The sequence below is a fragment of the Mesorhizobium sp. M3A.F.Ca.ET.175.01.1.1 genome (assembly GCF_004791945.1).
Classification (GTDB): Bacteria; Pseudomonadota; Alphaproteobacteria; order Rhizobiales; family Rhizobiaceae; genus Mesorhizobium.
This window is the reverse complement of record NZ_SRTP01000001.1, coordinates 294,256-306,509: the sequence shown is the minus strand read 5'-3', so window position 1 is coordinate 306,509 and position 12,254 is coordinate 294,256. Positions and strand designations below refer to the sequence as shown.

13 protein-coding genes are annotated in these 12,254 nt (G+C 62.0%); 1 reads left to right on the top strand and 12 read right to left on the bottom strand.

From position 1 onward, the window contains the following. Positions 1-35 precede the first annotated feature (35 nt). The 12 genes from EN818_RS01520 to EN818_RS01465 all read right to left on the bottom strand — a co-directional run bounded on the left by EN818_RS01520 (position 36) and on the right by EN818_RS01465 (position 11,517). Positions 36-323, bottom strand: coding sequence for a DUF2160 domain-containing protein (locus tag EN818_RS01520; RefSeq protein ID WP_095805929.1), 288 nt, complete (start codon positions 321-323; stop codon positions 36-38). A gap of 67 nt (positions 324-390) precedes the next feature. After that, positions 391-1,305: a carbohydrate ABC transporter permease gene (locus tag EN818_RS01515; RefSeq protein WP_095805930.1), complete on the bottom strand. Its 915-nt coding sequence runs from the start codon at positions 1,303-1,305 to the stop codon at positions 391-393. A 1-nt stretch (position 1,306) separates the two neighbouring features. Continuing rightward, positions 1,307-2,173 (bottom strand): sugar ABC transporter permease, encoded by an 867-nt coding sequence (locus EN818_RS01510; protein WP_095805931.1) that lies wholly within the window; start codon positions 2,171-2,173, stop codon positions 1,307-1,309. Next, positions 2,174-3,241: an ABC transporter ATP-binding protein gene (locus EN818_RS01505; RefSeq protein WP_095805932.1), complete on the bottom strand. Its 1,068-nt coding sequence runs from the start codon at positions 3,239-3,241 to the stop codon at positions 2,174-2,176. Positions 3,242-3,251: 10 nt separating this feature from the next. Beyond that, positions 3,252-4,331 carry an ABC transporter ATP-binding protein gene (locus tag EN818_RS01500; protein ID WP_095805933.1) on the bottom strand — a complete coding sequence of 360 codons (1,080 nt, stop codon included), beginning with the start codon at positions 4,329-4,331 and terminating at the stop codon, positions 3,252-3,254. Positions 4,332-4,370: 39 nt separating this feature from the next. Continuing rightward, entirely contained in the window at positions 4,371-5,891 is a 1,521-nt protein-coding gene (gene glpD, locus EN818_RS01495; protein WP_095805934.1) for a glycerol-3-phosphate dehydrogenase, read from the bottom strand. A 125-nt stretch (positions 5,892-6,016) separates the two neighbouring features. Next, positions 6,017-6,784, bottom strand: coding sequence for a DeoR/GlpR family DNA-binding transcription regulator (locus EN818_RS01490; protein ID WP_095806151.1), 768 nt, complete (start codon positions 6,782-6,784; stop codon positions 6,017-6,019). Positions 6,785-6,952: 168 nt separating this feature from the next. Beyond that, positions 6,953-7,684 (bottom strand): peptidase, encoded by a 732-nt coding sequence (locus EN818_RS01485; RefSeq protein ID WP_095805935.1) that lies wholly within the window; start codon positions 7,682-7,684, stop codon positions 6,953-6,955. Between the two features lie 119 nt (positions 7,685-7,803). Beyond that, positions 7,804-8,598, bottom strand: coding sequence for a transglutaminase family protein (locus tag EN818_RS01480; RefSeq protein WP_135903922.1), 795 nt, complete (start codon positions 8,596-8,598; stop codon positions 7,804-7,806). Positions 8,599-8,627: 29 nt separating this feature from the next. Continuing rightward, a complete protein-coding gene (locus EN818_RS01475; protein WP_095805937.1) occupies positions 8,628-9,569 on the bottom strand; it encodes an alpha-E domain-containing protein in 942 nt (313 codons plus the stop codon). 132 nt (positions 9,570-9,701) lie between these two features. Then, a complete protein-coding gene (locus EN818_RS01470) occupies positions 9,702-11,114 on the bottom strand; it encodes a circularly permuted type 2 ATP-grasp protein (protein ID WP_176478369.1) in 1,413 nt (470 codons plus the stop codon). A gap of 166 nt (positions 11,115-11,280) precedes the next feature. Continuing rightward, entirely contained in the window at positions 11,281-11,517 is a 237-nt protein-coding gene (locus tag EN818_RS01465; RefSeq protein ID WP_095805938.1) for an Lrp/AsnC ligand binding domain-containing protein, read from the bottom strand. A gap of 287 nt (positions 11,518-11,804) precedes the next feature. On the opposite strand from EN818_RS01465, the gene EN818_RS01460 reads away from it, so the two are divergent. Beyond that, entirely contained in the window at positions 11,805-12,224 is a 420-nt protein-coding gene (locus EN818_RS01460; RefSeq protein WP_095805939.1) for a DUF4864 domain-containing protein, read from the top strand. Positions 12,225-12,254 lie beyond the last annotated feature (30 nt).

Below are 12,254 nucleotides of genomic sequence, written 5' to 3'. Positions count from 1 at the left end.
CCGCCGGCACGCGGCCGCTCCAACAGTTTCCCCCTCTATACGTAGCGGAACACGCCGACGGCGTAGACTACGGAGAGAGCGAGAGCCCACCACAGGTTGGATCCGACAAGACCCAGCCAAGCGAGATGAATAAAGGCGCTGCCGAGCAGCGAAAGAAAGAGGCGGTCGCCGCGCGTCGTCTCAATGCGCAGGATGCCCACGCGAGGATTGCCGCCCGGCGAGGCATATTCCCACGCCGCCATACCGCAAAGCAGTAGGAAGATGGTGCCGAAGAACGCGGCCGTCGGCCAGGTCCACGCCATCCAGGAGAGGTCGAGATTCATGGTCACACCCTCCCCAGGGGAAAGCCCTTGGCGATGGTGCTGAGGATGAACTTATGCGTTCGTTTCATCACACTCTCCCCAGGGCGAAGCCCTTCGCGATGTAATTACGGACGAACCAGATGACGAGCGCGCCGGGGATCAGCGTCAGCACGCCGGCGGCGGCGAGCAGGCCCCAGTCCATTCCGGCGGCCGATACGGTGCGTGTCATGGTGGCAGCGATCGGCTTGGCATCGGTGGTGGTCAGCGTGCGCGCGATCAGCAGCTCCACCCATGAGAACATGAAGCAGAAGAAGCAGGCGACGCCGATGCCGCTCGCGATCAGCGGCATGAATATCTTCACGAAGAAGCGCGGGAAGGAATAACCGTCGATATAGGCGGTCTCGTCGATCTCCTTCGGCACGCCGGACATGAAGCCTTCCAGGATCCACACCGCCAGCGGCACGTTGAACAGGCAGTGCGCAAGCGCCACGGCGATATGCGTGTCGATCAGGCCGAACGCCGAGTAGAGCTGGAAGAACGGCAGCGCGAAGACCGCCGGCGGAGCCATCCGATTGGTCAGCAGCCAGAAGAACAAATGCTTGTCGCCGAGGAAACGGTAGCGCGAAAAGGCGTAGGCCGCCGGCAGCGCCACGGTGACCGAGATCACCATGTTCATCACCACATAGGTGATCGAGTTGATGTAGCCCGAATACCAGGATGGATCGGAGAAGATGGTGCGATAGTTGGCGAGCGTCGGCGCATGCGGATAGAGCGTCAGTGACGAGACGATCTCGCCATTGGTCTTGAAGCTCATGTTGATGAGCCAGTAGATCGGCAGCAGGATAACGACGATGTAGATGGTGGGCACGATCCACCACCAGCGCGATTCCTCGCCGCGCCGGCGCATCAGCCTTGCAACTTCGTCCTGCGACAGCGTGCTGCCCACGTCATCCGAAACCGTCGTCTCGCTCACCCGGTCGGATCTTTCGTTGACCCCGGTCATCTCAGCGCTCCGCGTCGTAGTTAGTCATCACGGTGTAGAACACCCATGACAACAACAGGATGATCAGGAAGTAGACCAGGGACATGGCGGCTGCCGGGCCGAGGTCGAACTGGCCGAGCGCCGTCTTGACGAGGTCGATCGACAGGAAGGTGGTCGAGTTGCCGGGTCCGCCGCCGGTGACGACGAAGGGCTCGGTGTAGATCATGAAACTGTCCATGAAGCGCAAAAGCACAGCAATCAGCAGCACGCGCTGCATCTTCGGCAGTTGGATGTAGCGGAACACAGCCCAACGCGAGGCGCCGTCGATCTTGGCCGCCTGGTAGAAGGCGTCGGGAATGGAGACCAGGCCGGCATAGCAGAGCAGCACGACCAGGCTCGTCCAGTGCCAGACGTCCATGACGATGACCGTAACCCAGGCGTCGATCGGATCCTGCACATAGTTGTAGTCGATGCCGAGCGCATTGACGTAGTAGCCGAGCAATCCGATGTCGTTGCGGCCGAAGACCTGCCAGATGGTACCGACGACATTCCACGGGATGAGCAGCGGCAGCGCCATCAAGACCAGGCAGACCGGCACGCCCCAGCCCTTCTTCGGCATGTTGAGCGCGATGAAGATACCGAGCGGCACCTCGATCGCCAGGATGATCAAGGAGAAGATCAGGTTACGCACCATCGCTTCCCAGAAGCGGTCGGAGCCAAGCAGCTCCTCGAACCACTCGGTGCCGGCCCAGAAAAAGACGTTGTTGCCGAACGTGTCCTGAACTGAATAGTTGACGACGGTCATCAGCGGGATGACGGCCGAGAACGCCACCAGCACCAGCACCGGCAGGACGAGGAACCAGGCCTTGTTGTTCCAGGTCTTTTCCATCTAGGCCCCCATCTCGACGCGCCATGAATCGGCATAGATGTTGATGCCGGCCGGATCGAAGCGAACCTTGGGTTCGGCCGGCACCTCGTCGTCCTCGCCGATGACGGCCGCGATCTCCCTGCCCTCGAGATTGGCGCGCACCACCTTGTGGCGGCCGACGTCCTCGACCTTGCTGACGGACACCGACATCCCTTCCCGGCCGAGCCGAACATATTCCGGACGGATGCCGAGCTCGACTGTGCCGGCTTCGGCCTTGGGCACGCCGGGCAGTTCTATGCGCTGTGAGCCGAGCATCACCGTCCTGCCATCGAGGGCAACCGGCAGCACGTTCATGCCGGGCGAACCGATGAAATAACCGACGAAAGTGTGGCGCGGGCGCTCGAACAGCTCGGCCGGCGTGCCGATCTGCACGATCTCGCCGTCATACATGACAACGACGCGATCGGCGAAAGTCAGGGCCTCGGTCTGGTCATGCGTGACATAGACCATGGTGTAGCCGAAGCGGCGATGCAACTGCTTGAGCTGCGAACGCAGCACCCATTTCATATGCGGGTCGATGACGGTGAGCGGTTCGTCGAACAGGATAGCGTTGACGTCCGAGCGCACCAGGCCGCGGCCGAGCGAGATCTTCTGCTTCTGGTCGGCGGTGAGCCCACGCGCCTTCTTCCTGGCCAGCGCGGCGAGATCGATCATGTCGAGCGTCTCGCGCACCTTGCGGTCGACATCGGCCTCCGGCACGCGTCGATTGCGCAGCGGGAAGGCCAGATTGTCGTAGACGGTCATGGTGTCGTAGATGACCGGGAACTGGAACACCTGGGCGATGTTGCGCTCCTGGGTCGACAGAGTGGTAACGTCCCGGCCGTTGAACAGAAGCTTGCCGTGCGAGGGATGCAGCAGCCCCGAAATGATGTTGAGCAGTGTGGTCTTGCCGCAGCCCGACGGCCCGAGCAGCGCATAGGCGCCGCCATCCTCGAAGGTGTGATGCACTTCCTTCAGCGCGAAATCCGAATCCTGCCGCGGATTGGGCAGGTAGGAATGGCGGATATGGTTGACGTCGATGCGCGCCATCGCTTCCTCCTCAGGCCGCCAGCTTCGACGCCGTCACGGCGCGGCCGTTCTGGTCGAACACCATGATATGGCGGGCATCGATGAAGACCTCGACCTCGTCGTCGGTCTCGAAATCGAGGATGCCATGCGCAAGCATCACCCAGCGCGCATCGGCGAAATCGAGATGGACGAAGCTTTCCGAGCCGGTGATCTCGGTGATGGTGACCTTGGCCCGCACCGGCACCGCGGCGGCATTGGGACGCTCGAGTGACAGATGGTGCGGCTGGAAGCCGATCGTGTAGCTGGCGTCGGCAATGCCGTTGAGTTCCGGCGGCACCGGCAGCTTGACGCCGCCTTCGAGCAGGAAATCCGGACCCTTCTTGGCAAGCACGATGGTGTTGAGCGGCGGATCGGCGAAGGTCCGCGCCGTCACCAGATCGACCGGCCTGCGGAACACTTCGACGGTCGGGCCGAACTGGGTGACGCGGCCCTCGCACAGCGTAGCGGTGTTGCCGCCGAGCAAGAGCGCCTCGTGCGGTTCGGTGGTGGCATAGACGAAGATGGTGCCGGCGGCGGCGAAGATCTTCGGCAGTTCGGCGCGCAACTCCTCGCGCAGCTTGTAGTCGAGATTGGCAAGCGGTTCGTCGAGCAGCACCAGGCTGGCATTCTTGACGATGGCGCGGGCGAGCGCTGTGCGCTGCTGCTGCCCGCCGGACAGGTTGAGCGGCGTGCGGTCGAGATAGGGCGTGAGCTTCAGCAGCGCTGCGGCGTTGCGCACCTCCTTGTCGATCTTGGCCTGCTCGACACCGGCGACCCGCAGCGGCGAGGCGATGTTCTCGTACACCGTCATCGCCGGGTAGTTGATGAACTGCTGGTAGACCATGGCGACGTTGCGTTTCTGCACCGGCTGTCCGGTCACGTCCTTGCCGTCGAACCAGACCGAGCCTGACGTCGGCGCGTCGAGCCCGGCCATCAGCCGCATCAGGCTCGTCTTGCCCGAAAGCGTCGGGCCGAGCAGGACGTTCAGCGAGCCGTGCTGAAGCGTCAGCGACACGTCGCGGATATGCTCCTGCGCGCCGACCGTCTTCGTCACGTTTCTCAGTTCCAGCATCACGCCTCCTCCCGGACTTTGCGCATCATCGAGCGGTCCTCATTCGGCCGCCGCGACGTGGCGCCGGCCACGCATGAATTCTTCGAGTGCCGCCGTCTGCTCGCGGCTGAAATGCAGGCCGCGCTTGGTCCTGCGCCACAGCACGTCCTCGGCCGTGACCGCCCATTCGTTCTCCACGAGATAGCGCACTTCGGCCTCGTAGAGGTCGGCGCCGAAATTGCGGCCGAGATCGGCAATCGACTTGGCCAGCCCGAGCAGCTTCTCGGCGCGTGTGCCGTAGAGCCGGGTCAGCCTGCGCGCCAGCCGCTGGTCGAGGAATGAATAGGCCCGCTTGAGCTTTGCCACCTGAGCCTCGAAGCCGGTCGCCGCGAAATCGCCGCCAGGCAGCGGCGCGTCATGCGTCCACGACTTGCCGCGCTTGCCGAGAAAACCTTCGATCTTCTCCAGCATCGATTCCGACAGCCGGCGATAGGTGGTGATCTTGCCGCCAAAGGCATTGATCAGAGGGGCCGCACCCTCCTCGCCATCGGCCTTCAGAACATAGTCGCGGGTCGCCTCCTGCGCCTTCGAGGCGCCGTCGTCGTAAAGCGGGCGCACGGCCGAATAGGTCCACACGATATCCGAGCGCTTGACGGGATGAGCGAAATATTCGCTCGCCGCTGCGCACAGGTAATCGATCTCGGCGTCGCTGATCTTCACGTCGTGCGGGTCGCCGGGATAATCGCGGTCCGTCGTGCCGATCAGCGTGAACTCTTCTTCATAGGGAATGGCGAAGATGATGCGGCCGTCCTTGTTCTGGAAAAAGTAGGCCCGAGGATCGTCGAACTTCTTGCGGATGACGATATGGCTGCCCTGCACCAGTCGGACATTGTGAACGTCGTTCTGGCCGACGGTCTTGGCCAGAACCTGGTCGACCCATGGTCCCGCGGCGTTGACGAGAAGCCGGGCGCGCACATCCTCGGTCTCGCCTGTCAGCACATTCTCCATCTTTATGGTCCACAGGGCGCCGTCGCGGCGGGCGCTGACCACCTTCGTGCGGGTGCGGATGATCGCGCCGCGGTCGGCCGCGTCACGGGCGTTCAGCGCCACCAGACGGGCATCGTTGACCCAGCCGTCCGAATATTCGAACGCCTTGCGAAACAACGGCTTCAGCGGCTTGCCGGCCGGATCGCTGGCCATGTCGAGCGTTTTCGTCGCCGGCAGCAGCTTGCGCCCGCCGATATGGTCGTAGAGGAAGAGGCCGAGCCGGATCAGCCAGGCCGGCCGCAGACCCTTGGCGTAGGGCAACACGAAGCGCATCGGCCAGATGATATGCGGCGCGTTCTTCCACAGCACCTCGCGCTCCATCAGCGCTTCGCGCACCAGTCGGAATTCGTAGAACTCGAGATAGCGCAGGCCGCCGTGGATCAATTTGGTCGAGCCGGAAGAGGTCCCACTGGCGAGATCGTTCATTTCGGCCAGGAAAACCGAAAATCCACGACCGACAGCGTCGCGTGCGATGCCGCAGCCGTTGATGCCGCCGCCTATGACAAAAATGTCATGGATCGGTGATGCGTCCACAGGGTTCCTCCACGATTTCGCATTGCACCATTTTTGTGTTTCGCGAAACCGTGGCGGGATTAAATCGAACTCAGAACGAATGTCAAACGAAATATCACGGGGCCGTGAAGCGGCAGTGAAAGCCGCTATTCGAGCGTCGTTTCGATCAAGCGAACCTCCCTCTCCTCGCAGATCCGGCGTACCGAGGGGATGTCGCAGCGGTCGGTGATGAAGGTGTTGACCTGCGACAGATGGCCGATGCGAACGGGTGCCGTGCGCTCGAATTTGGTCTGGTCGGAAACCAGAATCACGTGCCGGGCATTGGCGATGATGGCTTGCGCCACCTTCACCTCGCGGAAATCGAAGTCGAGCAGCGCGCCATCATGGTCGATCGCCGACGCACCGATGACGGCGTAATCGACCTTGAACTGCCGGATGAAATCGACCGCGGCTTCGCCGACGACGCCGCCGTCGGAGCCGCGCACCACTCCGCCGGCGATCACCACCTCGATCGAGGGATAAATGCGCATCCTATTGGCAACATTGATGTTATTGGTGATGACCATCAGCCCGCTATGGTCGAGAAGCGCCTTGCTGACGGCTTCCGTTGTGGTGCCGATGTTGATGAACAGCGAGGCGTTGTCGGGGATCAGTCTGGCCGCGGCGCGGCCGATCGCCTCCTTCTCGTCGGCGGCGATCTTGCGCCTCGCTTCGTATTCCATGTTTTCGATGCCGGACGGGAACAGCGCGCCGCCATGGATACGCGTCAACAAGCGCTGGTCGCACAGGTCGTTGAGGTCCTTGCGAATGGTTTGCGGCGTGACGTTGAAATGCGTGGACAGGTCGTCGACCAGAACCCGGCCATGATCCTTCGCCATCTGGATGATCTCGGCATGGCGTGGCGAAAGAAACATCCGGCGTCCCTCCACTTTCGTTTTTTTCACCTATAATGGAAAACGAAACCGAAGAAAAGGCAGTAGCCGGCTAACGAAATCGACATGACCGTAAAGGCAAACCGGTTCGCAACCGGCCCGACCTCCTTCGTCTTCCCATCATCGACCACCGGCAGGGCCGGACCAACCCTACCCGGGAAAATCCGGCAGACTGGCAAAGGCGGTCTTCAAAGCATCCGACCAGCCGTCGGAGATGGTGCGATAGTACTGGTCGTCCTGGCCGATGCGCTTTTTCAGGCCGACCCTGAAGGCGTCCGTCTCCAGAAAGAGCAGGTCGAGCGGCAGTCCGACCGACAGGTTCGACTTCAGCGTCGAGTCGAAGGAAACCAGCAGCAGCTTCACCGTCTCGGCCAGGCTCATCGCGCGATCATAGGCACGGATGATGATCGGCTTGCCGTATTTCGTCTCGCCGATCTGGAAGAACGGCGTGTCGTCGGTCGACTCGATGAAATTGCCCTCGGGATAGATCATGAACAGGCGGGGCGGGCTGCCCTTGATCTGGCCGCCGAGGATGAATGAGGCGTTGAAATAGGAATCGGCCTTCTCGCCGGCCGGCGACGATTGCGCGATGACCTCTTTCACCGTTTCGCCGACCAGTCGGACCGTCTGGTACATGGATGGCGTTTCGCGCAGCTTCTCGTGCCGGTCGCTGACAGCCTTGTTGCGCTCATCCAGCAGGCTGACCACGGCCTGGGTGGTGGCAAGATTGCCGGCAGACATCAGGACGATGACGCGCTCGCCTGGCTCTTCCCAGACATGCATCTTCTTGAAGGTGGAGATCGAGTCCATGCCGGCATTGGTGCGCGTGTCCGACATGAACACGAGCCCGCGATCGATCTTCAGGCCGACGCAATAGGTCATGGGTCTTCTTCCAGCGAATCTCGGGCCATTGCAGGAAAACTGTATGACGGTTTTGGGTCCGGAACTGCGTAAAAGAGCAAGTCCAGCCGCTCTATCGGGCGCCGGTGTGCCCTGGGAAGCTACTGTTCCACCGTGACGGTCACGGCAAGCTTCTCTTCCGCCTGGCCGAGCAAGATCCCCGATACCGGCGATGCATCGCGATAGTCGCGTCCCGTCGCCACGCGCACATAGCGTTCGTCCGGGGAGATGCCGTTGGCGGGATCGAAGGCCACCCAGCCGAGGCCCGGAACATGCGCCTCCGCCCAGGCGTGGCTTGCAGCCTGCTCGATGGCCGCGTCCATCATCAAATAGCCGCTGATGTAGCGAGCGGGAAAGCCCATGGCCCGCGCGGCGGCGACGAAGATCTGGCTGTGATCCTGGCAGACGCCGGTCTTTTGCGCCAGCGCCTCCTCGGCCGGCGTGACGACGCTGGTGGTGCCCGGCTTATAGGCGACACGCTCCCGGATCACGCCCATCAGCCTGTGCAGCCGCTCGATATCCGTCCCCTCGCCGTTCGAGGCAGCGAGCTCGCGGATGCCGCTGCCGGCGGCGGTCAATTGTGTGTCGAGGCCAAACAGCCACAAGGGCGCAAAGCCCTGATGCGGGCCCGATACGCCCGCCGTGTCGCGCGTGATCACCTCGCCCGCGGCTTCGAGCGTGATGGTGTTGTGGCCGCCCTCGGCGCTCACCAGCCGCGTGTCGTTGCCGAAATGGTCGGTGAAACGCACCTCCGCGCGCGCGCCGTCGATCTTGATCGACCAGGATTGCACGGTCTGCGTCTGTCCGCTCTGCGGCAGCAAGCGAAGTCGCTGCAGCAGATACTGCACCGGCGCATCGTAGCGGTACTCGGTCCTGTGAGTGATCTTGAGCCGCATGGCGCTCGCCCCTTACTGTTCAAGCACGCTCAATAGAACCGGTAGTCCTGGGCGATCTCGTCGCCCAGCCTAGTGTTGTCGCGGATGAAGCCGGCCAGGAACTCATGCAAGCCGGTATCGAATATGTCCTTGATCGATCCTTTTCTGAGCATCGCCTGCGTCTTTTCAGCCGTGGCGTGGCAGGCATGGCGCTCGCCATAGTCGTCGCCAAGGAATTTCAGGTGCTCGGCAAGGAAACGGTAGCAGAAGGTCAGCGAGCGCGGCATGCGGACATTGAGGATCAGGTAGTCCGCGATGTTGGTCGGCTTGTACTCCGCATCGTAGACCCAGCGGTAGGAGCGATGCGCCGAGACCGAGCGCAGGATCGATTCCCACTGATAGTTGTCGAGCGTCGACCCCACCCAGGAGATCGACGGCAGCAGCACATAATATTTGACGTCGAGGATGCGAGCGGTGTTGTCGGCGCGCTCGACATAGGTGCCGAGCTGCGAGAAATCGAAGATCTCGTTGCGCAGCATGGTGCCGTAGAACGAGCCGCGGATCAGCGCCGTCTCGCGCTTGATCGCGTCGAGAACGGTCGGCAGGTCGCGCTCGTCGATCGGTCTCGCCAGCATGCGTTTCAGCGACATCCAGGCTTCGTTGATGCTTTCCCAGGTTTCGCGAGTCAAAGCGGTGCGAACCATGCGGGCATTGTGGCGGGCCGTCTCGATCGACGACATGGTGCTCGACGGGTTCGAGGTGTCGCGCAACAGGAAATCGGAGACATTGGCGGCGGTGTAGTCCTGATACTTCTGCGAGAAGGCAAGGTCGGAGCCGGCGCTGAGCAGCACCGAGTTCCACTCCTCCGACGCATTCTGCGTGCGCGTCAGCGCCATACGCAGCCCGGCATCGACAAGCCGCGCCATGTTTTCCGCCCGCTCGATGTAGCGGTTCATCCAGTAGAGCCCGTTGGCGGTGCGGCCGAGAAGCATGTAATGGCCCTTCGGGCTAGTGAGTAGTGAGTAGTGAGTAGTGAATAGTGAGCTTTCGAACTTCGACGGAATGTGGCATTGCTTCTTTCCTCTACTGACTACCGACTACTCACCATTCCCTACGCGCTCGCTTTAGTCATCCAGCACCCACGTATCTTTCGTGCCGCCGCCTTGCGATGAATTGACGACCAGCGACCCTTCCTTGAGCGCAACGCGGGTGAGGCCGCCCGGGACGAGCTGGATGCGGTCGGAGACGAGCACATAGGGTCTGAGGTCGACATGGCGCGGCGACAGACCCTTTTCCGTCAGGATCGGGCAGGTCGACAGCGCCAGCGTCGGCTGGGCGATGTAGTTCGAGGGCTTTGCCTGCAGCTTCTTGGCGAAGTCCTGGCATTCCTTCTTGGTCGCCGCCGGCCCGACCAGCATGCCATAGCCGCCGGAACCGTGCACTTCCTTGATGACCAGCTCGTGGATGTGCTCCAGCACATATTTCAGGCTGTCCGCTTCCGAGCAGCGCCAGGTCGGGATGTTGCCGAGGATCGCTTTGCGGCCGGTATAGAACTCGACGATCTCCGGCATGTAGGAATAGATCGCCTTGTCGTCGGCGATGCCGGTTCCCGGCGCGTTGGCGATGGTGATGTTGCCGGCGCGGTAAACATCCATGATGCCCGGCACGCCGAGCGCCGAATCCGGGCGGAAGGTGAGCGGATCGAGGAAGGCATCGTCGACGCGTCGGTAAAGCACGTCGATCTGCTTGTAGCCTTCGGTGGTGCGCATCGCGACATGGCCGTCGACGACGCGCAAGTCCTGCCCCTCGACCAGTTGCACGCCCATCTGGTCGGCAAGGAAGGCGTGCTCGAAATAGGCTGAATTGTAGCTGCCGGGCGTCAGCACGGCGATAGTCGGCGTGCCCTTGGTGCTCTGCGGCCGCACCGCAGCCAGCGACTGGCGCAACAACTGCGGATAGTTCTCGACCGGCCGCACCTTGATCTGCTGGAACAGCTCCGGAAAGAGCTGCATCATCGTCTCGCGGTTCTCCAGCATGTAGGAGACGCCGGATGGCGTGCGCGCATTGTCCTCCAGCACGTAGAATTCGTTCTCGCTGATGCGGACGATGTCGACGCCGATGATGTGGGTGTAGACGCCGGCCGGCGGCCTGACGCCGATCATCTCGGGCAGGAAGGCCTCGTTCCTGGCAACCAGATCCCTGGGGACGCGCCCGGCACGCAGGATCTCCTGGCGATGGTAGATGTCGTCGAGAAAGGCGTTCAGCGCCTGAACCCGCTGCTCGATGCCTTGGGTCAGGCGGCGCCATTCCTGGCCGGAGATGATGCGGGGAACGATGTCGAAGGGGATCAGCCGTTCCGAGGCTTCCTGCTCGCCATACACGGCAAAGGTGATGCCGGTTTTGCGAAAGACGCGCTCGGCATCCTGCATTTTCTCGGTAAGTCTGGCCGGATCCTGCTCCTTCAGCCAGTGGTCGTAAGCCTGATATGGTCTTCTCAATCCGGAAACTTCCGGAAGCATTTCGTCGAACGCTGCCAATCGCGTACTCCCCTCTGAAGCCATTTCACTGACCTCGATGGAGAAAATCAAGCGCAATCGGTGATTTGAGAGGCGATGGCAGCCACTCTATGAGAAATGCTTAAGATTGAGGCAGCCTGGAGAAGGCCAAGTCAGGCCATGACTTCCGGCCGGGCAACGGCGAACGTCAGAACGCCCGGAAGGTGACGGTCGTGAAGGTGTCCTTGATTCCAGGCAGGTTCTGCACCTTCTCGTTGACGAAGTGGCCAATGTCCTCCCCGTCTTCGACATAGAACTTGGCCAGCAGGTCGTAATTGCCGGCGGTCGAATAGATCTCGGAGGCGATTTCGGCATCGGCGAGTGCGCTGGCGACCTCATAGGCCTTTCCCAGGTCGCACTTTATCTGCACGAAAAACGCCTTCATTGCCGTCCTGCCAACCTTCCCGCTGGAATAGGAGGCACTTGTGGCAGACTGCCGCCGTGCTTTCAAGCTTGTGCGGAATTCGGGCTAGCCAAGTTTTGGCGATTGCGTGCCGCATTCGTTCCAGCGCCAGACAGCCGCGACGACGATCAGCGCCGGCGCGCTGCTGGCCTGGGAGCCCGGCCCGATGTCGGCGCGGACGAGATTTCCTGCGGGACGAATGAAACCCCGGCCTGCCGGCCAGCGTATGTTAGATTGTGCTTTCACAACGCGAATTCTGGAGACAGGCCATGCACCGCGCTTTGTTCGCATTCGCACTCGTTCCGATGCTGGTTGCATCCATGGCCTTTGCCGGCGATGCCGAGATCAAGGCGGCGCAGACGGTGATCGACAGCCAGCTCAAGGCCTTTATCGCCGATGACGGCGCAGCGGCCTACAGCTTTGCCGCCCCGAACGTGAAGCGGATCTTCCCGACCGTCGACACCTTCATGAACATGGTGACCAACGGCTACGCGCCGGTACGCAAGCCGCAAACCTATTCGTTCGGCAAGGTCGAGCAGACCGGGCCGACCTCGATCATCCAGCAGGTGCTGATCGTCGGGCCTGACGGCAAGGATTACGAGGCGGTCTACACGCTCGAGCAGCAGCCGGACGGCAGCTTCAAGATCACCGGCTGCAGCCTTCGCGCATCGACCTCGGTCAGCACCTGAGCCGTGATCAGTACCGCGCCCTGCCGCCAG

What these genes read in the sequence shown, in the direction of transcription:
- EN818_RS01460 (WP_095805939.1), top strand. Translation starts at nt 11,805, where the DNA reads ATGCACCGCGCTTTGTTCGCATTCGCACTCGTTCCGATGCTGGTTGCA.
- EN818_RS01465 (WP_095805938.1), bottom strand. Translation starts at nt 11,517, where the DNA reads ATGAAGGCGTTTTTCGTGCAGATAAAGTGCGACCTGGGAAAGGCCTAT.
- EN818_RS01475 (WP_095805937.1), bottom strand. Translation starts at nt 9,569, where the DNA reads ATGCTTCTCGGCCGCACCGCCAACGGGCTCTACTGGATGAACCGCTAC.
- EN818_RS01480 (WP_135903922.1), bottom strand. Translation starts at nt 8,598, where the DNA reads ATGCGGCTCAAGATCACTCACAGGACCGAGTACCGCTACGATGCGCCG.
- EN818_RS01520 (WP_095805929.1), bottom strand. Translation starts at nt 323, where the DNA reads ATGAATCTCGACCTCTCCTGGATGGCGTGGACCTGGCCGACGGCCGCG.
- EN818_RS01485 (WP_095805935.1), bottom strand. Translation starts at nt 7,684, where the DNA reads ATGACCTATTGCGTCGGCCTGAAGATCGATCGCGGGCTCGTGTTCATG.
- EN818_RS01515 (WP_095805930.1), bottom strand. Translation starts at nt 1,305, where the DNA reads ATGACCGGGGTCAACGAAAGATCCGACCGGGTGAGCGAGACGACGGTT.
- EN818_RS01510 (WP_095805931.1), bottom strand. Translation starts at nt 2,173, where the DNA reads ATGGAAAAGACCTGGAACAACAAGGCCTGGTTCCTCGTCCTGCCGGTG.
- EN818_RS01505 (WP_095805932.1), bottom strand. Translation starts at nt 3,241, where the DNA reads ATGGCGCGCATCGACGTCAACCATATCCGCCATTCCTACCTGCCCAAT.
- EN818_RS01500 (WP_095805933.1), bottom strand. Translation starts at nt 4,331, where the DNA reads ATGCTGGAACTGAGAAACGTGACGAAGACGGTCGGCGCGCAGGAGCAT.
- EN818_RS01490 (WP_095806151.1), bottom strand. Translation starts at nt 6,784, where the DNA reads ATGTTTCTTTCGCCACGCCATGCCGAGATCATCCAGATGGCGAAGGAT.